Consider the following 20509-nt stretch of genomic DNA (forward strand, 5'->3'; position numbering starts at 1 on the left):
AGCAATGGCTAGTGAAAATGAACACTTTTGCTGGGCGTCCGCGATGATAGTCTATATCCAAGTTCTTAGCTTTTAATCGGCCCCATTTAAAGTATGTCCAGCGCGCGAATGGAACAAAAAACCATCCGTTTATAGGCTATACAAAGTTCATAACCTTCATCATTTGTGGATCGCGGATGTCATCAACTATGATGATAAGGGAAGAGATAAGTCGATTATTAGTGCAATCCATGAGACTGTAACTAACATATAATCACCTCTAATATTGTTGACATACCCAGTAATGGTATTTTCCCAAACATAACTAGCACGAGAATTAATATTAAAACACTACTGTTGACTAACAATACCACATAGGGGTATATTTAATGCTAAGGGAGGAATTCAAACATGGAAGACCAATACTTACCGGAAAACAGTAATAAAAAACCTGTAAAACCTAGAACAGTTCAAGAAAAAGAAGCTGTTATGAACCGGTTGAAACGTATAGAAGGACAAGTAAGAGGAATACAAAAAATGGTGGAAGAGGATCGGTATTGTGTTGATATTCTTATCCAAATCTCAGCTATAAATAAAGCCTTAAATAAAGTTGGCCATTCGTTACTTGAACGTCACACTCATCATTGTGTAGCAAGTGCCATTAAAAATGGAGAGGGCGAGAAAGCAATTGATGAATTAATGAAGGTGGTCCAACAATTCTCCAAATAGGAGGGTCGTGTCTATGAGTGAGCAAAAAGATATGAATTTAGGAATTACCGGTATGACCTGCTCGGCTTGTTCAACGCGTATTGAAAAAGTCTTGAACAAAATGGACGGCGTTGAGGCCAATGTGAATTTGACGATGGAAAAAGCAAGTATCCATTACGATGAAGAGCGAGTACAATCTTCCGACATTACTGCCAAAATTGAAAAGCTAGGGTATGGTGTCCAGAAAGAGCAAGTAGAATTGGACATTCACGGGATGACTTGCTCTGCATGTTCATCACGGATTCAGAAAGTATTGAACAAGATGGATGGAATTGACCAGGCCACGATCAATTTAGCAACTGAGGCTGGTTTTGTTGAATACGAACCTAACCGAGTTAGCGTTGACGATATCATCGCCAAAGTGAAGAAGCTTGGCTATGATGCAGTGATCAAACAAGATCGTGAGGAACAGAAAGATTATAAGGAAGAGGAAATCAAGAAAAAGAAACGCCATTTATGGATGTCTGTTCTCCTTTCATTTCCACTGTTATATACCATGATTGCCCACTTGCCGTGGGAGATTGGGTTGCCAGTTCCTGAAATTCTAATGAATCCTTGGTTTCAATTTATTCTTGCAACTCCTGTGCAATTCTATATTGGTGCTCGGTTTTATGTAGGCGCATATCGCTCCTTACGGAATAAGAGTGCCAATATGGATGTGCTAGTAGCATTAGGTACATCGGCAGCTTATTTTTATAGTTTGGTCGAGGCGGTTCGCTGGCAGATAAACTCTCAAATTATGCCTGAGCTTTATTTTGAAACAAGTGCTGTTCTCATTACCTTGATCCTTGTTGGGAAATTATTCGAATCCCTTGCAAAAGGGCGTACTACGGCTGCTTTAACGAAGCTATTGAACCTCCAAGCGAAAGAAGCAACGGTCCTAAAAGATGGTGAAGAGGTAAAGATCCCTGTGGATCAAGTAGAAGTTGACGATATATTGTTAGTTAAACCAGGGGAGAAAATCCCCGTAGATGGAAGTTTAGTTCAAGGGAAATCGTCTATAGATGAGTCCATGATTACAGGAGAGTCCATTCCAGTTGAAAAGAATGAAGGAGATTCTGTTATCGGCTCAACCATCAACAAAAACGGTACTATACAAATGAAAGCTGAGCGGGTTGGGAAAGATACAGCTCTTGCAGGAATTGTTAAAATTGTTGAAGAAGCACAAGGCTCAAAAGCCCCTATCCAAAGAACGGCAGACATCATATCTGGAATCTTTGTACCAATTGTCGTTGGAATCGCCGTTCTTACGTTTATTAGCTGGTTTGTATTTGTAACCCCAGGCGAATTGCCTGCAGCCCTTGAAGCTTCAATTGCTGTACTCGTTATTGCCTGCCCTTGTGCACTAGGTCTTGCAACGCCCACCTCAATCATGGTAGGTACCGGAAAAGGGGCTGAACAGGGTATCCTTTTTAAAGGCGGTGAATATTTAGAAGGGACACAAAGCATAACCACTGTTCTATTAGATAAGACAGGTACAGTGACGAAAGGTAAGCCTGAAGTTACCGATTTCGTTGCATTTGGTGAGGATAAAGAGGAGTGGCTGGCTGATTTAATCGCTGCCGAGAAGGCATCTGAACACCCACTAGCCGAGGCAATTGTCGCCTACGGAAATGAGCAGAACGTAGAACTCAAGGAAGCTATAGACTTTGAAGCGATTCCTGGATATGGGATTCAAGCGAAAGTAGAAGATAAAAAAGTCCTTGTTGGGACTAGAAAACTGATGGAACGTGAGAGCTTACCTTATCAACAATATGAAGAGGCTTTTTCAAAGTTAGAACTTGAAGGTAAAACAGCCATGTTTATTGCGATTGGCCAAGAAATCAAAGGGTATATCGCGGTTGCTGACACGGTAAAAGAAACTTCTAAGCAAGCGATTGCCGACCTGAAAGAGTTAGGGATCCAGGTCTTCATGGTCACAGGGGATAATGAACGGACGGCTAAAGCCATTGCGGAGCAAGTTGGAATCGATGGTGTCATTGCCGAAGTTTTACCTGAAGAAAAAGCTGAGAAAGTGAAGGAGCTGCAAAAACAGGGTCAGAAAGTCGCTATGGTAGGAGATGGGATCAATGATGCTCCTTCTTTAGCTACAGCTGATATTGGTATTGCTATTGGGACTGGAACAGATGTCGCCATTGAAACAGCCGACATCACACTAATCGGTGGAGATCTTGAACATTTGAGTAAGGCCATCCAACTAAGTCGTAAGACAATGAAGAATATTCGACAGAACCTGTTCTGGGCACTTGCCTATAACACAGCGGGTATTCCTGTAGCTGCAATTGGATTATTAGCCCCATGGGTGGCTGGTGCTGCGATGGCGTTCAGTTCTGTAAGTGTCGTTAGTAATTCGCTTCGTTTGAAGCGTGTGAAGATATAATTAAATTAGAAAGGATGAATCAAGAATGCAAACGACTATTAAAGTAGAAGGAATGACGTGTGGACATTGTGAACAAGCGGTTAAAGGTGCCTTAAAAGAGGTTGAGGGAGTACAAGATGTACAAGTAGATTTGAAAACAGGGAACGTTGACATTTCTGCAAATGAGAATGTTAGTAAACAAGAAATGACTGAAGCAATCGAAGAACAGGGGTACGATGTAGTTTCTTAAATAAGAACTAAAAGAAAAATGAAAGCCTGAAGCTACGACAAAGGTTGTATCTTCAGGCTTTTTTTCTATTTGGAGAGAGGTTCAAAAAATATAGAATTTCTTCACATTTTCTCGATAATTTTTTGAGAGGATGAGTTGAGATTTCTTCAAGGAGTGTTTGAAATGAATATGAGATTTACCCTTTTGATATTGGCATCGATTACAGCTATTGCTGGGTGTAGCCAATCAGAACAAGAAAGTAACCAAAAGGAAGGGGGAAAAGAATCCCTACAAACAGCTACAGAATCATTTGATGGATCAATAGAGCATGTGCATGGTATGGGGTATGTTGATGGAGAGACAATTGCATACGCCGCTCATTCAGGGGTTAAGCTTTTCCAAGATGGGGATTGGATGGAATCTAAATACCACAAAAATGATTATATGGGTTTTAATGCAGTCGATGATGGTTTTTATACTTCTGGTCATCCTGGTAAACAAAGTGATTTACCTAACCCTGTTGGACTTCAAAAAGGAGATTTGACCGATGAAGACCTATCAGCTCTTGCTTTTGAAGGAGAAGTCGATTTTCATGCAATGGGAGTAGGGGCAATCAATCATGCGATTTATGTATTGAACGAGAGGCCTAATTCTGAGATGGACAAAGGGCTTTATAAAAGCACGGATGAAGGGGAGACTTGGAAAAAAATCAAGGCTGAAAACTTAGGAGAGAAAATCTTTCAAATTGCCGTGCATCCGGATGATGAGAATATCGTGGCGGTGGCAAGTGCGACAGGGATTTACCTCAGTGAAGATGGAGGAGAGACCTTCAAGATGATTTCTGAACAAGGACAAGGGAGCGGTTTGTATTTCACAAAAGATCGATTATTCTACGGTCTTTATACCGGAGAGCCTTTATTGAAGAAATATGATTGGAATGATCAATCAAAAGAAAATATGAAACTCCCTAAGTTGAAGGAAGATGCTGTCATGTATATCTCTAAAAACCCAGACACGGATGGTGAGTTTGTTATCTTCACAATTAAAGGGAACAGTTACATGACTACAAACTCTGGAGAATCATGGAAACAAATTATAGACCAAGGGAAAACAAAATAAAAAGTGAAATTTACTATAGAGAGGTAGGTTATTTTTGAAAAAGAAAAAAAAGCGGCGTTTGTGGATGAGAATTGTGGTATTGAGTCTCTTTATGTTTGTAGTCGGGTTTGTCCTATACCAAAATTTCACTAAAGATTCAGAAGTTGTGAATGCAGGAGATATGGCACCAGATTTCGCATTAAAAACTTTATCTGGAGAAACCGTACAGCTGAGTGACTATAGAGGACAAGGAGTGTTCCTCAATTTTTGGGCTACGTATTGTAAACCGTGTGAAGAAGAGATGCCTTATATTGAGAGTCAGTATCAAAAGTTTAAGGATGAAGGTGTGAAAGTTCTAGCCGTTGATGTGGGTGAAAACGACGTGACGGTATCTGCCTTTGTGGAACGGAAAGGTATGACGTTCCCTGTATTGATGGATAGCCGTGAAGAGCTTCTTGATGCTTACGGTATTGGACCCATCCCTGTTACTTTTCTAATTGATAAAAATGGTAAAGTAGTCGATCGAATTACTGCGGGATTGACGGAACCTCAAGTTCGTGATTATATGAAGAAAATTCAGCCGGAAAAATGGAGGGAGTCAGATGGCTGATGTGAATGTGTTCTTAGCCTTCGGTGCGGGGTTCTTATCTTTTATATCGCCTTGTTGTCTCCCGTTATATCCGGCGTTTCTATCCTATATTACGGGTATGTCTGTCGATGATTTACAAAAAAGAAAAAAGTTTTTCCAAAAGCAGCCGATGCTCCACACAACTTTTTTCCTTCTTGGTTTTTCAATCATTTTTATCGCGATTGGCTTTTCTACCTCATGGATCGGAGGGTGGTTCATTCGTTATGACGATCTGATTCGTCAATTGGGAGCAATCCTAATCATTTTTTTAGGGTTGGTTGTCGTCGGCTTTTATAAACCTATACTCTTCATGAAAGAATATAAAGTATCGTTGAAAAATCGACCTCCTGGATATTTAGGCTCTAGTGCTGTGGGAATGGCTTTCGCGGCTGGATGGACCCCATGTACAGGGCCGATTCTTGCTGCTGTTATTGCTTTAGGTGTTTCCTCCCCTGATGAGGCTGTCTTCTACATGATCAGCTATGTTCTAGGGTTTTCCATTCCATTTTTCTTGATGGCTATGTTTATTGGCCGTATAAAGTGGATCAAAAGACATAATCGGAAAATTGTTAAGTTTGGCGGATATGTCATGATTATTATGGGGGTGTTTTTGTTTTTTGGATGGATGACACGATTGACCTCCTTCATTACTAATCAATTTTTTGGAGGATGGACTGGCTTCTAACTATCTGAATTGAGGGGACAGTATGAAGAAAAGTATTTCATTGAAAATAGGATTGTTGTTCTTTATCCTAATGACCATTATTGAACTCTCATTATTCTTTATTTTGTATACCAATATATCAAATTACCAAATTGATGAAGTATTAGAGGGGCTTTTAAGCCGTGGGAGCAGTCACCGAAATGTATTAGAAAAAAAGTTCGATCAGTCTACGCTTAATCATGTGGCGCTAATGGAAACGGAGGCAGTCACAGATGTAGTCATTACAGATAACCAAGACAAAATTCTTACTAGTTCATCAGCTATTGATTCATTTCAGAAAGAGCTGATTCAAAAATATAGAACTAGTCCTAATGATCAAGGGATGATTATTGAAGAGCAATGGAAAAACTCGCCCTATGTTGCCACTTTATCTCCCATTATTATCAACGGCGAGCTTCGAGGGAACGTGTATATGTTTTCTCCCTCTTCAATTATCCGGGATCTTACGTCCCATCTTTCTCAACAGTTTATTTTTGTCATGGTGCTCATCCTTGTTGTGACTTTGGTGGTCGTGTTCACTCTTTCGAAACAGGTTACAAAGCCCCTTATTAGAATGAAAGAAGAAACTGAAAAGCTAAGCAGTGGAGAGACAAATGTGGAGTTGAGTGAGCATTATAATGATGAACTTGGAGTCTTAGCTCATTCCATCAACCGTTTAGCGGAAGAGTTAGAAAGAATGAAGAAGGAACGTAACGACTTTTTGTCTTCGATTGCACATGAATTACGCACTCCATTAACTTACTTAAAAGGGTACGCCGATATTGCATCACGGGAGCAAACAGATGAAGAGGATAGAAGAAAGTACCTTGAAATCATTAAAGAAGAGACCGAAAGTCTTACAGCTATGGTTCAACAACTTTTTCAATTAGCAAAAATGGATGAAAATGCGTTCGCTATTCAGCCAGAAGTGCGTGAAGTTAAACCATTACTATTCGAAGCAAAAGAAAAAATGTACCCATTGATAACGAATAATGAGGCTGAAGTGAGTATCGATTGTTCTGATGGAATCGATATATATGCAGATCCAATTCGTTTCAGGCAAGTGATCATGAATCTATTAGACAACGCTCTAAGGTATTCCGGAGAGCAACCAAGAATCCATATCCAGGTTAATAACCTGCATACGAGAGTTCTTATTAAAGTAAGAGATGAAGGGTCTGGTGTCCCAGAAGAATTCCTTCCCTATCTTTTTGATCGCCTTTATCGAATTGATAAATCAAGATCGAGGGGTTTAGGGGGTACAGGTTTGGGACTTGCCATCGTTAAGGAGATAGTCGAGATTCACGGAGGAAAAGTCGAAGCCATGAATCAAGAAGGCTTATGCATTCAAGTATCTTGGCCAAAGGAAGGAAGTTTATGACTAGAATTTTACTTGTTGATGATGAACAAAGAATGCTGAATTTACTTTCCTTATATTTAACCCCTCATGGGATGACCTGTGATCAGGCTTTGAGTGGTTATCAGGCTCTTAAGCAACTGGATAAAAAATCTTATGATTTAATCCTATTAGATATCATGATGAAAAATATGGATGGCTTTGAGACATGTAAGAAAATAAAAGAACGAACGGACATTCCAGTTATCATGCTTACGGCGAAAGATCAAAAGCATGATATTCTTCATGGTTTGCATTTAGGAGCCGATGACTATGTTACTAAACCGTTCGATGAGGAAATTTTGCTCGCTCGTATAGAAGCCCTTTTAAGGCGAGGAACGAATCAAAAGAAAATTGAAATAAATGGTTTAGTATGGAATCAAGATTCGTATCAACTGCATTTTAAACATAGAGAAATTCGTTTGACCCCTAAAGAATTCAAATTGCTAGGGCTGCTCCTCAAACGACCGAATCAAGTTTATGAACGTGAAGATCTATTAGAATTGGTCTGGGGATTTGCCTCTGAAACAGAGGGGAGAACCATTGATTCTCATGTTCGAAATCTGAGAGAAAAAATTCGAAAACAGGATTTTCCTATTGATTCTCACTTGAAAACGATATGGGGGGTCGGTTACAAATGGGAAAAATAAATTTTGTAAAAGATGTTTAATTATACCGGTATAGGGTTACCATACCTATGTAATTAAATTTAAAAGGAGGACTTTATTAATGTCACATGAACAGTACCAGTCCGCAATTCAATCGTTACATGAGTGTATGGAAGCCTGTAACCATTGTTATGATGCATGCCTACAAGAAGAAGACATAAAAATGATGGCTCAGTGTATTCGTTTGGACAGAGAGTGTGCAGATATCTGTGCTTATCTTGAACAATCTCTAGTTAGAGGCACTCCTTTTGCAGCAGAATTAGCTAGCGTTTGTGCAAAAATTTGTGAAGATTGTGGAAATGAATGTAAAAAACACGACCATGACCATTGTCAAAAGTGTGCAGATGCGTGCTTTAAATGCGCGGATGCATGTAAGAGCATTGCATAACATAATTACGAATAACTAAGACTAGCACTTTTGCTAGTCTTTTTTTCTTGAGATGAATGTTTAGATATACCCCTACGAGGTAAAAGTATTAAGAAAGAATGAACACATAGAAAAAAAGATTGGAGGATTTACATTGGGACACGAACATCATAAACATGAAAAGCAAAATGAAAACCATGATGAACATGGTCATGAGGAACATGATCATGGGCACGATCACCATGGGCATGAAGATCACGAGGGGCACGATCATGGGACGATGGTTGAAGATTTTAAAAAGAGGTTTTATATATCTTTAACCGTAACCTTACCTATATTAATCTTGTCTCCAATGATTCAGAATTTTATTGGTCTGGATATTTCTTTCCTCTACGATCAATACGTTTTATTTGGTTTGGCAACTTTTGTGTTTTTCTATGGTGGTTGGCCTTTTCTTACGGGAGCAGTAGATGAATTAAAACAAAAAAATCCTGGCATGATGACCCTGATAGGACTAGCGATCGTTGTTGCTTATGTATATAGTTCTCTTGTTGTTTTCGGATGGTCAGGAAGAAACTTCTTTTGGGAACTGGCAACGTTAATTGATATTATGTTGCTAGGTCACTGGATTGAAATGAAGTCTGTAATGGGAGCATCGAATGCTTTACAAGAGTTAGTGAAATTAATGCCTAATGAAGCTCACCGATTAAAAGAAAATGGAGAAACAGAAGATGTCCCATTAAATGAACTTCATTCGGAGGATCTTGTACTCGTAAAACCCGGAGAGAAGATTCCTGTAGATGGAGTAATTACAGAAGGTAAATCGGCTATTGATGAATCGATGCTTACTGGAGAATCTGTACCTGTAGAAAAGGGAGCAGAAGATGAGGTTATCGGTGGATCCATAAACAAAGAAGGCAGTCTCACGATTCAAGTGAAGAAAACGGGAGACGATACGTATTTATCTCAAGTGATTGAACTAGTTCAAGAAGCTCAAAATTCAAAATCCCGAGCCCAGGACTTCGCTAACCGGGCCGCAAAGTGGCTCTTTTATTTAGCGCTGGGCGCAGGTATTACCACATTTATCATTTGGGTAGCTCTAGGGTATTCTTTTGATGTAGCTTTAGAACGTATGGTAACCGTTATGGTAATCACTTGTCCTCATGCTTTAGGTCTTGCAGCACCACTTGTAGTAGCCGTTTCTACTTCGTTGTCAGCTAAGCAAGGGCTATTAATAAGAAATCGGACTCAATTCGAAAATGCAAGGAATATAGACGCCGTCATATTTGATAAGACAGGTACGTTAACCAAAGGTGAATTTGGTGTCACGAATATTATTCCAAATGAACAAGAGGAAAATGATGTGTTGTATTGGGCAGCAAGTGTCGAGCAAAATTCTGAACACCCTTTAGCTAGAGGTATTCTTGAAAAAGCTCGAGAACAAGAGATATCTCTTGGAAAAGTAAAGGATTTTGAATCCATCACAGGAAAAGGATTGAAAGGATCTGTTGAGGATAGGGAAGTAAAAGTCATGAGCCCTGGTTATATGAAAGATGAAGGCTATTCTTATGATACAGATTCTTTTAATGAATTATCAGAAGAAGGTAAGACAGTGGTATTTGTTTTACTTGACGATCAATTTATAGGAATGGTCGCTCTGGCTGATATGGTTCGGGATTCGGCAAAAGAAGCGATAGCAGAACTAAAATCAAATAATATTCATTCTGTTATGCTTACCGGTGATAATCAAAAAGTCGCGAACTGGGTGGCAAAACAGTTGGATATTGATGAAGTGTACGCTGAAGTATTACCTGATCACAAAGCTGATAAAGTGAAAGAAGTGCAATCCCAGGGAAGAAAAGTCGCGATGACTGGAGATGGAATTAATGATGCACCGGCTTTGGCGACTGCAGATGTAGGGATAGCCATTGGAAGTGGAACGGATGTGGCTGTCGAAACGGCAGATATTGTCCTTGTAAAAAGTAATCCCAAAGACATTGTTTCCATTGTAAGCTTATCTAAAAATACGTATAAGAAGATGGTGCAAAACCTTTGGTGGGCAGCAGGTTATAACATATTTGCCATTCCTTTAGCAGCTGGGGTTTTAGCTCCTATTGGTATTGTACTCAGTCCTGCAGTAGGAGCAGTTTTAATGAGTTTGAGTACGGTGGTTGTAGCCATTAACGCGAAGTTACTAAAAGCAGAATAGTAAAACGAGGCAAAGAAATTTTCTTTGCCTCGTCCTTATGATGAATGGTGAATGTGTGGAGTTTTCTGATGCGTAGGCTCACTGACAAACCAACTTCCTCCTAATAAAAAACTAATCACCAGCAAGAATAACAGGATAGGTTTGAGAAACCATTTCTTTGATGGGATGGATTGGTCAGGACAAGAAGTGCATGCAAACATAGGGTATAAAAACAGAGAACATACAGCTAATGTTATGAATAGTTTAATTAGAATAATGGATTCAGTAATAGAGATCATCTCTCCTAGCATAGCTCCCATCATTCCGCCCATTAATCCAGCTGATAGCCCCTCAATACAGGAAACCATTCCTAGTTTCCAGTTACACACCCCTCCGATAAAAGCTCCTGCTGATATACTTAAAACTGTAGAAATGAACAAATTTCCTTGAAAGAGCGAACCCAGCATTAATCCAATAACAAGCCCAATACTTGTCCCGGATATCATTGAGATGACCATGCGCTGGCTATGATGAAGAGATGCATGAAATTTCTTCGTTAATATAAGTGAAAAAATAACAATTAATAGTAAAGCCAATACAATAAAAAGTTGAAAATCACTCATTCCTATTCTCCTTTGGTGACCCATAATCGTTACCTACTTAACTTTATGACGTTTGGATGGGAATTATTTTCACTTTTAATATATTTATTGGAGGGATTTTATTTGCTGTGATGAAAGTGTGGAAATTTAATCCTTCTATATAAAACACTTATCATGGGGATGGTAAGATTCCCCTACTGTGATGCTGTGGAAAGGTATAGATGAGGGGCCGCCTCTTCCTTTTCACTTCGGACAAGAATATGACCCACTAGTACCTTAAGTGAGCCACAATCATAAATGGTAGTGGCTCTGTGTCTTTATTGCTGTAACCCGTAAAGTCCACACATCGACATTTCTCCCTCGTATGCCTCGTGAAGGATAGATCCTTCGGGATTGGTTTGTTGGATAGATGGCGCTGGTATACTTCGTATTATTTGAAGCTCCTCAATTGGTTCATGATGCAAATTGCAATAATCATTCGCTTCTTGACCTGCTGATGGGCGGCTGGTCAAACAAAGTATTAAGTAAGAAATGGAGCAAATTCAATATTGTTAACAGATCTTAATCACTTCTCCATAGAATCTTGATAATTTAATCTCATACTAAGCTTATTAACAAAAAGGAGCTGATAAAAATGAAAAAGTTGATAATTGGAGCATTATCATTTGGAATAATTGCTGCTGGCGGTGTGACGGGAGTCAGCGCTAAAAGCGGGCAGATGGAAATGCCACAAGAAAAAAGCGCTCAAATGATGGACATGGATAGAATGCATCAAATGATGCTAGAGTCAAATGCTGTTATTAATTTTGGCCAGGCGAAAAATCTAGTGGAAGAAATGCATCCGGAAATGACGAATCAGGAAATAAAAGAGATGTATATTAACATGCATGGTACGAATGGAGCTGCGCCTAGCAAGAACTTCAAAGAAATGGAACATAACCAATGAGTATTAAAAAAGCTGACCCGGATTCATGAATCCGGGTCAGCTTTTATCTTATTTAAATTTATGATGTTTGGAAGAGAGTTTATTTTTGAGTATTTTTATTGCAGGTCTTTTATGTTGGGATTTTCATATAGAAAGTAAGAAACAGATTGAGTATAAACTATTTTTATTAAGCAATCTGTATAAAGGTATGGAAGGGAACTATTAATAGTACTCACCTCTATGGCGTTGCTGAGCATAAGCAACTCTTATTATTTGAATCTATTAAAAATAAGAGATTCTAGTTATCCTTCATCAGCATAGAGTTAGTAGTATAAGCTTTCTGTTGAAGGGCGGTTGGGGAATGGCAAACGATAATCATAAATACAAGGGTCCTTTTTTTACTGTTCTCAAGATTTCTTTAGTTACCATACTATGCAGTTTCTTGATGGTTTCTATTCTGACAAGCAGTGTTGTAAAAAAACATATCTATTCTCCGACGCTGCAATCTATTTCGCAAATTCTCCCGGATAATGTTTATCTGTTTCTTATACAACAAGAGATAAAACCCCTAGGTATTTTATATAGCGAGGATAAAGTAACAATGGATTTGATGAAATTAGCAACAAATGTGGAAATTGGGGATTTTCGTAGCTTACTTGGGAGGGAAATTCCAGGTTTAGAAAGGTATCATACTGAAATAGTCATTGCCGGTGAAGGAACGGATATTGGGAACCTCCCGTCAGAATCGCCTCCACCTTCTGAAGGTCAGTTAAATGAACAAGATATTGTACAAGAAGAGGTGGATAAGGCGAATGAGGAAAACCCACATAAAGAAACGGAAACAGTAACTGATAAAGTGGTTTACATTTACCATTCTCATAGTTGGGAGGCATTTAAGCCTTTAATTAAGAGCGATGATTCTACCGATGCCTCTAGTACGAATAAAGACGTCAATGTCATTGCGGTAGGAGCTAAGTTAATGAACGAATTAGAAAGCAAAGGAATAGGTGTTAATCATAATCAATTAGATGTAACCAAAGGATTAAAAGAACAGAATTGGAATTATAATCACTCTTACGAATATTCAAGAGGATTAGTAAAAGAAGCTATTGCTCAGAATGAAAAGCTGACATACTTGATAGATATTCATAGAGATTCACAGCCGGGCACAATTACAACTAAAAATATTAATGGTATCAACTACGCTCGACTCTTTTTCGTAGTTGGTAAAGAGAATAAGAACTATGAAAAGAACTTGGATATTGCTACAAAACTCCATAATGCTTTGGAAAGGAGTTATCCTGGAATTAGTCGTGGTGTGTTTGTCAAAACGAAATCTGAAGGTAATGGGGTTTATAACCAAGATTTGACTGAAAGAGCTCTACTTTTAGAGTTTGGAGGTGTTGATAATAATCTAACAGAGCTCTATAACTCAGTTGATGCATTTGCTGAAGTGTTTGAAAGTTATTATAGGGACGAAGGGAAGAAAGTGAATTCTAATTAAATAGTGATAGCTTATTTTAATGACCGGAATGTTCACTTATAGAAAGCTTGTTTAGCCTCGTTTTTAAATGTAAGAATTGAAACACTGATATAATATTGCTCACTCAATAGTTCACTGAACCATACCTATGTAATAAGTTTTAAAGGGAGGACTTTGTTAATGTCACATGAACAGTATTAGTCCGCTATTCAATTTTTACATGAGTGTATGGAATCCTGCAACCATTGTTATGATGCATGTCTCAGGAAGACGACGTGAAAAGTGAAAATGATGGCCCAGTGTATTCGTATGGACCGCGAATGCGCAGATATTTGTGCTTTCCTTGAGAAATCCCTTTCCAGTGGAAGTCCATTTGTTTCCGAACTAGCAGAAGCTTGTGCGAGAATTTACGAAGTGTGTGGGAATTAATGTGAAAAACATGACCGTTGTCAAAAATGTACCGAAGCATGCTTTAAATGTCCGGATACATGTAAAAGCATTGCATAAATTCCTTACTAATAGAACATTAATTGAGCCTAGCACTTGTGCTAGGCTTTTTTCTTGATATATTAATATTTATACCCATACTATGTAAGAGTAATAATGTAATTGTACTCATAGAACTGGGGGACTAACAGCAAGATTCTTTGACTCGTTACAATTTGTACCAAAAACCATTGAGATGACCATGCGCTGGTTATGGTGGAGAGGTATGGAACTTTCTTGTCAATAGTAATGATAATAGTAAGGCAACTACGATAAACATCTATCTTTTCTTTTATGTCTATTTTCTAAGGAGAAAAAAATGAATCGAGATGAAGCGTATAAGATTTTATAGAAAAGCAAAATTTCATCTAAGTCAATAATTCTAATCCTGTAACACTCTCTTTTTACATACCTATAACCTTTATCAGCCATAAAAAAGGGCGAAATCTTTTGATTTCGCCTGGAAAATCTTCCGGTTGAGATTGTACTACTCAGCTGAAAGTTCATTCGCTGTAACCCATTTATGGTTGGTGACTTCTTCTCCTCCATCCGTTGGAGTAAAGTCAATTATATAAACGGTAGTTTCCTCAGCTGAATCAATGACAGCCTCTGCTCCATCCATTCCTTCCATGTGGGAAGCACTAAGGGTCACTTCTTCTCCTGGTCCGAAGGCTTTTTCCCCAGCCTCTTCAATTTCTTCATGGATGACCCATTTATGATTCTCCACACGTTCCCCGCCATTGGTAGGATCATAAGAAACAGAATAAGCTACCGTATCATAGGCCCCTACAATCGTAGCCTGTGCTCCTTCCATCCCACTCATATGAGCCTCCTGGATGATCGCTGTACTGCCCTCTTCAAATTCCGGGTTCTCTTCTGCTTTTAGGCCTTCCGGTACTTCACTGGATCCCGAGTGCCCCATACCTTCATGGCTTTCCGAACTTTCCTCCGTATTTTCATCTGAAGATGGTTCTTCGGTTTGGTTTTCATTTTGGTCCGACGATTCCTGCTGCTCTCCTTCATTTCCCCCTGAGCAAGCAGCTAATACAAGCAATAAAACCACAAATAATACGATTAAAAGAAACTTCAAATTTTTCATCTTTATTTTCCTCCCATTCTTCCCCGTTGTTTGTAAAGTTCACCTTTTTAATGTATCCCCCTTATATGCATTTTTTGTGCAGAAAGGCGGGTCATTGAAAATGCTCTTCTTGATTTATTGAAAGGTTTTTGAGGGCGAATTCTTTTGATTTAGCATATATTACCACCTTCTGGTAACACCTCTATCAATATTACTTAATTTCAATGATGTCACAAATTTATCACATCTATGCTGGAAATAATGCACAGTTTCTCAATAAATGCGTGCTACGTTTATAGAGCTAAATCTTATAAAAGGGGACAGTACTATGAAAAGAAAATGGATTATTATTTTGGTTGCATTAGCGGTCATGGGTTCTACGTTTATATACCGGCAATTATCACTGGCTTCGACATCCGATACCGGTGCAACTGCATCAACATCTAAATCGGCTCTGGTCGAATCGCCAGGAGTAGAAACATTGCACGGCGAAGAGGAAGACGGAGTCAAACGTTTTGAATTGACAGCTGAACCGGTGACACAGACTTTCACCAGTGGCTATCAGGGAAAGGCGTGGGGATACAATGGCAGCACGCCGGGTCCGACACTGATCGCAGAAGAAGGCGATAAGGTTGAAATTACGGTGACGAACAACCTCCCAGGAGTAACATCTGTCCACTGGCATGGCCTTAAGGTTCCGAATGACATGGATGGTGTAACCTCTATCCAGAATACACCGACCATTGAACAAGGTGATTCCTTTACGTATTCCTTCACACTCGAACAGTCTGGTACCTATATGTATCACTCGCACACCAATGTGTCCAAACAAGAATTGATGGGGCTCGGAGGAGCTTTTGTCATACAGCCGAAAAAACAGAACCAGCAAGTGGACAGAGATATTGTCATGATGCTTCAGGAATGGACCCTTGAAGGCGCGGGAGGTCATGGTGATATGGAAATGGCGACTCCAACGTCCGAAATGAGTGAGGAAGAACATTCTGTGATGGAAGAAGTGACAGAAAGAGCAGGCGAAGATTCAAAAGCCTATGAAATCAACCCGTTAGGAATGGAGCCGAATACGTTCACCATTAACGGAAAAGCTTATCCGGATACAAAACCGATTCAGGTGAAAAAAGGAGAAACAATACGTCTGCGGTTTACCAATCTCAGTGGCAATTCTCACCCAATGCACATGCATGGCGATGACTTTAAAGTGGTAGCTGCTGATGGCAACCGCATTGATAAATCTGCACAACTCACGAAGAATACTATTAATGTGGCTGCTGGTGAAACCTGGGATGTTGAGTTCACAGCAGAAAATATAGGCAAATGGCCGATTCATTGTCATAAACCTCATCATACCATGAACGCGGATGGTGATACAGGCGGCATGTTTACTGTTATAGAAGTAATAGAATAACTTCTCAGCAAACCATTGATTTAGTCTGTCAATATTTCTCGACGGTCTATTAATCTAAATAGCATGGAAAAGTATATTCTATTTGTATCGATATTCAAGGTAATTACTTAAACGGGTTATGATTATGAAAAACAAGTTGTAATGGGGAAAGCAAAGTTTATCTTATTCTATAACCCTAAACATAGTTAAACTCTCTTAAATTTTGGCTGTGTTAAATGAAGCTGTTGATATATAGGTAATAAATAAGGAACTCCTCAAAAGTTTTCCGCTGCATTGTGAGGATTCCTATCTGCTGTGGTGTTTGGTGATTTTAACGTAAAAAAACAAGACGATTGTACAACCATCTTGTTCAATGGAAAGTGGTTTAATAACTGTTGACGCATGAAGGCAGGTCCTCTTTGGTCGTTTGAGGATGACAATCAGATTCTGGATCTTCTTCCGGTTCTTCTTTACGTGCCACCCATTTGTCCCTGGAGAACTGAATGGCTAACACAATCGCACGGAAAGTGATATCCATTCCGATTGCAATCCATACGCCAAGGAGTCCCCAGCCAAGTTTGATACCTAACAGGTACACAAATAATGTACGAACCGCCCACATGCCGACTCCTGTTAAATACATCGGAAATTTTGTATTATTAGCCCCTTGAAAGGCTCCAGTCAGGACAATGACAACCGCTAAGAACGGCTGGAAGACACCGGAAACTTTCAAGGCTGTGCCGATATTATTGACAACCGTTTCATCCTCCGTGAAGAAAGAACCGGCCCACTCTCCGAAAAAGAAAAGAATGGCCCCGAATAAGGTCATGATTCCGAAAGCCAGATAAACCCCTAACTTCGCATATAATTTTGCTTCCTGATACTTTCCGGCACCAATTTGTTGTCCGACAAGGATTGTGACAGCCGTGGCAAAGCCAAACCCAAGCATATAGGAAAAGACTTCAATATTTCCGGCGATTTGATGGGCTGCAAAGACATTCGTTCCTAACGCTACAACTAACCCAAAATAGACAATCTGGCCTGCCCGCATGATCAATCTTTCTCCAGCTGCCGGACTTCCAAGGACAAACAGCTCCTTCAGGTGGTCTTTGTCCAAGTGCCAATAGTCACTGCGCACTTTAAGCATATCAGATCTCTGAATATACCAGAACAGACCGATGGAGCCCAAAATACGGGAAGTGACTGTAGCTACCGCTGCCCCAGCAATCCCCCATTCAGGAAAAAACCAGACACCAAAGATAAGTAAATAATCCAGCCCTGCATTAATCAAGTTGACTACTATAGCTACATACATAGGTGCCTTCGTATTTCCCGCTCCTCGCAAAATTGCACTAAGGACAAACATAAATGCCATAAAAATTGATGGAATGGCGACAATTCGGAAGTACAGGGAACCGGCTGCAAGCACATTTTCCTCTATTCCCATCAGCTGCAACAGAGGCTCCGCAAAGAATAAAGTCACTAAACCTGTTAATATCCCTAAAATAGCTGCTACAACAATCGACTGCTGAGCAATATGTCTTGCTTTTTCTATCTTTTCCGCTCCTAAAAAATTGGCGATATAGACGTTCGCTGCCACCCCCAATGCCATGAATACTGCAAAATAAATAGCCAATACAGCATTCGTCACACCTACGGCAGAAACTTCCGCAAGTCCTATCTGGGACACAAAGTACGTATCTACAAATCCCAGAATCGTCTGGAAGAAGTTTTCAATAACTGCTGGGAGCGCCAAGACCAAGATTATTTTTATTTTTTCTTTGTTTGTGGCCGCCTCATCAATACGGGCATTCTCTATATGTGTAGGCATGCTATTCTTCTCCTTCCCTTCCCTTTCATTTCTTTTATATCTAGTCGTTCCCCCGAAGAAGATATAGGTAAACACCTATTTGATGTTCACCTGTTCCATAGCAGGTTATATATAATCTATACACTTATAATTTTTAGAAGTGATAAAATGATCAAATTAAACCAACACAAAAAACAATTCGCAGGTATGCCAAAGAAAAATAATGAACAAGCAACGAACAACTTGAAATATTTAAGCACCAAGAACATTACCAGACTGGATAAGTGCCCCGGTGGAATTAGCAGTCATGACCTCTCAGCTGATATGGACGGCAACGCATGAAGAAAACCGTCCTGGGACCATTATTTTTTCAGCAGTGGACAGCTGGCAGTTGACTTTGGCAAGCGCGGACTTAATTCATCATCCGAACAACGGACCGGTTCTATTGATTAACGACGAGTCCATTCCTAAATCTACGATGAATGAAATCATTCGCCTGCAGCCTAAAGGGAACAGTGAAGGAACACAAGTGAAAGTAATGGGGGATGTTTCGGAAAATGTATTAAGTGCACTCGAAGATTATTCCATTGATCAAATAAATGATGATAACCCGGCAAGCTTTGCATCAGAAGAAACAATAATGATAAAGATAAGGATTTTTCAATTATAGCTACCTATTGGATCGCTCACATGCCGGAACCTGTCCTATATGTTTCAGAAGACAAGATACCTGAATCTACCAAAGATGCAATTAAAAAACGAGAAAATCCTAATATGTATATTTTAGGTCCACCTTGGTTGTTTCTGAAAAAGTAGAAAAGGAACTGAAAAAATTAGGGAATGTTACAAGGATTAAGGGAGAGAACCCGAGTGAAGCTGGTCTCGAATTTACCCAATTCCAAGATGGAGAAAACGGGTTCGGGTGGGGCATTAATAATCCGGGTCATGGTTTCTCGTTTATATCATCCGAAACACCGATTTTTTCACTGGTTACCGCACCGCTCGCGCATCTAGGAAAGCATGCACCATTACTGGTTTTAGAGAAAGGTGATATAACAGAGAACGTCGATAGGTATCTTGCAAAAGTAAAACCTGTCTTTGAAGAAAGCCCCATGGGGACCTTATAATCACGGGTTTATCTTAGGTGCTCTCGATGATATCTCCTATGAAACCCAGGGGGTAATTGACATTAAATTAGAAATCGAGCATAAAAATGGCGGAGGCCATCACTAAATAGTTAACAAAGGGCTGTCCGGAAAAGTATACTCACGACTTTAGGACAGCCCCTGTTAATGGTTGACGAGCTAACTTACTTTGCCATCGGTTATACCACCAACAAATCCTAGCCTGGTTTAGTAACCTGTTATACCCTTCCGTTAATAAACCCTTTACTAAAGAAAATAGATAACCATAGACCTCAAATGTGGTGGCTATGTTTCCTAGTAAATCTTCTCTGGTAAAGATTAAAATAACCTTTGTATTAATTAACTCCTTCTTCAGTCATTATTCAAATCTGGAGGAATACACATGAAGGTAAGGAGGAATGACTGTTATGATTCTGAAAATGATAGACTTAAGTTTAATGGCTGAACACCTACCTGTTCATAAAGCTGAAATGGATAAATTAGCATCGTATATATGCAGCATTCAAAACACAGAAATTAAGCAGGTAGCTACAGAACAATACATGATCATGAAAAACCATGTGAAGGTTATGGTTGAGCTTATGAATCCCGTTCAAAATGAAACCATTGGAATCAATGACTTACATAAATGGGAACCGGTTCAGATAAACTGTCACCAAATCTCCGTAGGCATGAGTCAAGAGAATATATTAATTGAACTCAAGAATACTGCAGAAACAATGGCTAATAAAAATTTTAATTCAGGACTAAGGATGAAAGTCGAAAATGTCCGTAATATTCATGTTCATATGGCTCTGCAGCAAATGATGATCCTCAATCGTTATATCGCCTTAATGGATAAATTAGCGAAAGATACAGCTCCAGTGAGTTCCCGAAAAGAGCAGGAAGAAACATATCAGACGTTTAAAAACTTGTTTAACCTGTGACAAGTAAAACTATTTACTTTCAATGATAAGTATTTATTCTAATTAAAAATGGGAAGCGATTTTTTGTCATACTTAAACCTTTATTTAATAGCATATTTATCCTAACAAACCCTATACTCCTGTTTAATTTGGTAAAGTGCACTTTTTCAGTTTATATAAGTTATTTGTATGTATTTAAATTGATGAAACCATGGGTTGCATTACTTCTAACCGCTGTTCTTATATGACTGGATATTGACTGGATACTGTTCATAAATATTGATAGCTTA

The 20509-nt window shown here is 39.2% G+C and carries 18 protein-coding genes and 1 pseudogene; 16 read left to right on the forward strand and 3 right to left on the reverse strand.

Translation table 11 applies throughout. The features are described 5' to 3' along the window. Positions 1–390 precede the first annotated feature (390 nt). The 10 genes from F6X55_RS13800 (at position 391) to F6X55_RS13845 (ending at position 10404) form a co-directional block, all read left to right on the forward strand. Positions 391–708 (forward strand): metal-sensing transcriptional repressor, encoded by a 318-nt coding sequence (locus F6X55_RS13800; protein WP_153464219.1) that lies wholly within the window; start codon positions 391–393, stop codon positions 706–708. 13 nt (positions 709–721) lie between these two features. After that, positions 722–3127, forward strand: a complete 2406-nt coding sequence (locus F6X55_RS13805) for a heavy metal translocating P-type ATPase (RefSeq protein WP_153464221.1) — start codon at positions 722–724, stop codon at positions 3125–3127. A gap of 25 nt (positions 3128–3152) precedes the next feature. After that, on the forward strand, positions 3153–3356 hold the full coding sequence (locus tag F6X55_RS13810; protein ID WP_153464223.1) for a copper ion binding protein: 204 nt from the start codon (positions 3153–3155) through the stop codon (positions 3354–3356). A 162-nt stretch (positions 3357–3518) separates the two neighbouring features. After that, positions 3519–4454 carry a F510_1955 family glycosylhydrolase gene (locus tag F6X55_RS13815; RefSeq protein ID WP_153464225.1) on the forward strand — a complete coding sequence of 312 codons (936 nt, stop codon included), beginning with the start codon at positions 3519–3521 and terminating at the stop codon, positions 4452–4454. A gap of 64 nt (positions 4455–4518) precedes the next feature. Further along, positions 4519–5043, forward strand: a complete 525-nt coding sequence (resA, locus tag F6X55_RS13820; RefSeq protein WP_153464582.1) for a thiol-disulfide oxidoreductase ResA — start codon at positions 4519–4521, stop codon at positions 5041–5043. Beyond that, positions 5036–5746: a cytochrome c biogenesis CcdA family protein gene (locus F6X55_RS13825; protein WP_153464227.1), complete on the forward strand. Its 711-nt coding sequence runs from the start codon at positions 5036–5038 to the stop codon at positions 5744–5746. Before resA ends, F6X55_RS13825 begins: the two co-directional genes overlap by 8 nt. 22 nt (positions 5747–5768) lie before the next feature. Beyond that, a complete protein-coding gene (locus F6X55_RS13830; RefSeq protein ID WP_153464229.1) occupies positions 5769–7145 on the forward strand; it encodes a sensor histidine kinase in 1377 nt (458 codons plus the stop codon). Beyond that, entirely contained in the window at positions 7142–7810 is a 669-nt protein-coding gene (locus F6X55_RS13835) for a response regulator transcription factor (protein ID WP_153464231.1), read from the forward strand. The genes F6X55_RS13830 and F6X55_RS13835 overlap by 4 nt, the downstream gene beginning before the upstream one ends. A 79-nt stretch (positions 7811–7889) precedes the next feature. Continuing rightward, positions 7890–8216, forward strand: a complete 327-nt coding sequence (locus tag F6X55_RS13840; RefSeq protein WP_153464233.1) for a four-helix bundle copper-binding protein — start codon at positions 7890–7892, stop codon at positions 8214–8216. A 133-nt stretch (positions 8217–8349) separates the two neighbouring features. Then, on the forward strand, positions 8350–10404 hold the full coding sequence (locus tag F6X55_RS13845) for a heavy metal translocating P-type ATPase (protein WP_153464235.1): 2055 nt from the start codon (positions 8350–8352) through the stop codon (positions 10402–10404). A gap of 35 nt (positions 10405–10439) precedes the next feature. Here F6X55_RS13845 and F6X55_RS13850 read toward each other — a convergent pair whose 3' ends face one another. Continuing rightward, positions 10440–11006 carry a hypothetical protein gene (locus F6X55_RS13850; RefSeq protein ID WP_153464237.1) on the reverse strand — a complete coding sequence of 189 codons (567 nt, stop codon included), beginning with the start codon at positions 11004–11006 and terminating at the stop codon, positions 10440–10442. A 613-nt stretch (positions 11007–11619) separates the two neighbouring features. On the opposite strand from F6X55_RS13850, the gene F6X55_RS13855 reads away from it, so the two are divergent. From F6X55_RS13855 to F6X55_RS13865, 3 genes and pseudogenes are all read left to right on the forward strand, one after another. Next, complete coding sequence (locus F6X55_RS13855; RefSeq protein WP_153464239.1) at positions 11620–11931, forward strand: hypothetical protein; 312 nt, start codon at positions 11620–11622, stop codon at positions 11929–11931. Positions 11932–12271: 340 nt separating this feature from the next. After that, on the forward strand, positions 12272–13414 hold the full coding sequence (gene spoIIP, locus F6X55_RS13860; protein ID WP_153464241.1) for a stage II sporulation protein P: 1143 nt from the start codon (positions 12272–12274) through the stop codon (positions 13412–13414). Between the two features lie 207 nt (positions 13415–13621). Continuing rightward, positions 13622–13900, forward strand: a pseudogene (locus F6X55_RS13865) (four-helix bundle copper-binding protein). A gap of 466 nt (positions 13901–14366) precedes the next feature. Here F6X55_RS13865 and F6X55_RS13870 read toward each other — a convergent pair. Next, a complete protein-coding gene (locus F6X55_RS13870) occupies positions 14367–14978 on the reverse strand; it encodes a YdhK family protein (protein WP_153464243.1) in 612 nt (203 codons plus the stop codon). Positions 14979–15285: 307 nt separating this feature from the next. Between F6X55_RS13870 and F6X55_RS13875 the strand changes: the two genes are divergently transcribed. Then, positions 15286–16380, forward strand: coding sequence for a multicopper oxidase family protein (locus F6X55_RS13875; protein WP_237648677.1), 1095 nt, complete (start codon positions 15286–15288; stop codon positions 16378–16380). 364 nt (positions 16381–16744) lie between these two features. On the opposite strand, the gene F6X55_RS13880 is transcribed toward F6X55_RS13875, so the two are convergent. Then, positions 16745–18190, reverse strand: coding sequence for an MATE family efflux transporter (locus F6X55_RS13880; RefSeq protein ID WP_153464245.1), 1446 nt, complete (start codon positions 18188–18190; stop codon positions 16745–16747). Between the two features lie 271 nt (positions 18191–18461). Between F6X55_RS13880 and F6X55_RS13885 the strand changes: the two genes are divergently transcribed. Together F6X55_RS13885 and F6X55_RS13890 are read left to right on the forward strand one after the other, a co-directional pair. After that, a complete protein-coding gene (locus F6X55_RS13885) occupies positions 18462–18839 on the forward strand; it encodes a hypothetical protein (protein ID WP_153464247.1) in 378 nt (125 codons plus the stop codon). Between the two features lie 882 nt (positions 18840–19721). Next, positions 19722–20240, forward strand: a complete 519-nt coding sequence (locus tag F6X55_RS13890; RefSeq protein ID WP_153464249.1) for a hypothetical protein — start codon at positions 19722–19724, stop codon at positions 20238–20240. Positions 20241–20509: the final 269 nt, after the last annotated feature.

The sequence above is a fragment of the Sediminibacillus terrae genome (assembly GCF_009602435.1).
Classification (GTDB): Bacteria; Bacillota; Bacilli; order Bacillales; family Amphibacillaceae; genus Sediminibacillus; species Sediminibacillus terrae.

Bases quoted from the DNA above. Each gene is read 5' to 3' on its own strand.
- F6X55_RS13815 (WP_153464225.1), top strand. From the start codon at position 3,519: ATGAATATGAGATTTACCCTTTTGATATTGGCATCGATTACAGCTATT.
- F6X55_RS13855 (WP_153464239.1), top strand. From the start codon at position 11,620: ATGAAAAAGTTGATAATTGGAGCATTATCATTTGGAATAATTGCTGCT.
- F6X55_RS13840 (WP_153464233.1), top strand. From the start codon at position 7,890: ATGTCACATGAACAGTACCAGTCCGCAATTCAATCGTTACATGAGTGT.
- F6X55_RS13825 (WP_153464227.1), top strand. From the start codon at position 5,036: ATGGCTGATGTGAATGTGTTCTTAGCCTTCGGTGCGGGGTTCTTATCT.
- F6X55_RS13870 (WP_153464243.1), bottom strand. From the start codon at position 14,978: ATGAAAAATTTGAAGTTTCTTTTAATCGTATTATTTGTGGTTTTATTG.
- F6X55_RS13880 (WP_153464245.1), bottom strand. From the start codon at position 18,190: ATGCCTACACATATAGAGAATGCCCGTATTGATGAGGCGGCCACAAAC.
- resA (WP_153464582.1), top strand. From the start codon at position 4,519: ATGAGAATTGTGGTATTGAGTCTCTTTATGTTTGTAGTCGGGTTTGTC.
- F6X55_RS13830 (WP_153464229.1), top strand. From the start codon at position 5,769: ATGAAGAAAAGTATTTCATTGAAAATAGGATTGTTGTTCTTTATCCTA.
- F6X55_RS13835 (WP_153464231.1), top strand. From the start codon at position 7,142: ATGACTAGAATTTTACTTGTTGATGATGAACAAAGAATGCTGAATTTA.
- F6X55_RS13850 (WP_153464237.1), bottom strand. From the start codon at position 11,006: ATGAGTGATTTTCAACTTTTTATTGTATTGGCTTTACTATTAATTGTT.
- F6X55_RS13805 (WP_153464221.1), top strand. From the start codon at position 722: ATGAGTGAGCAAAAAGATATGAATTTAGGAATTACCGGTATGACCTGC.
- F6X55_RS13810 (WP_153464223.1), top strand. From the start codon at position 3,153: ATGCAAACGACTATTAAAGTAGAAGGAATGACGTGTGGACATTGTGAA.
- F6X55_RS13875 (WP_237648677.1), top strand. From the start codon at position 15,286: ATGAAAAGAAAATGGATTATTATTTTGGTTGCATTAGCGGTCATGGGT.
- spoIIP (WP_153464241.1), top strand. From the start codon at position 12,272: ATGGCAAACGATAATCATAAATACAAGGGTCCTTTTTTTACTGTTCTC.
- F6X55_RS13890 (WP_153464249.1), top strand. From the start codon at position 19,722: ATGATTCTGAAAATGATAGACTTAAGTTTAATGGCTGAACACCTACCT.
- F6X55_RS13800 (WP_153464219.1), top strand. From the start codon at position 391: ATGGAAGACCAATACTTACCGGAAAACAGTAATAAAAAACCTGTAAAA.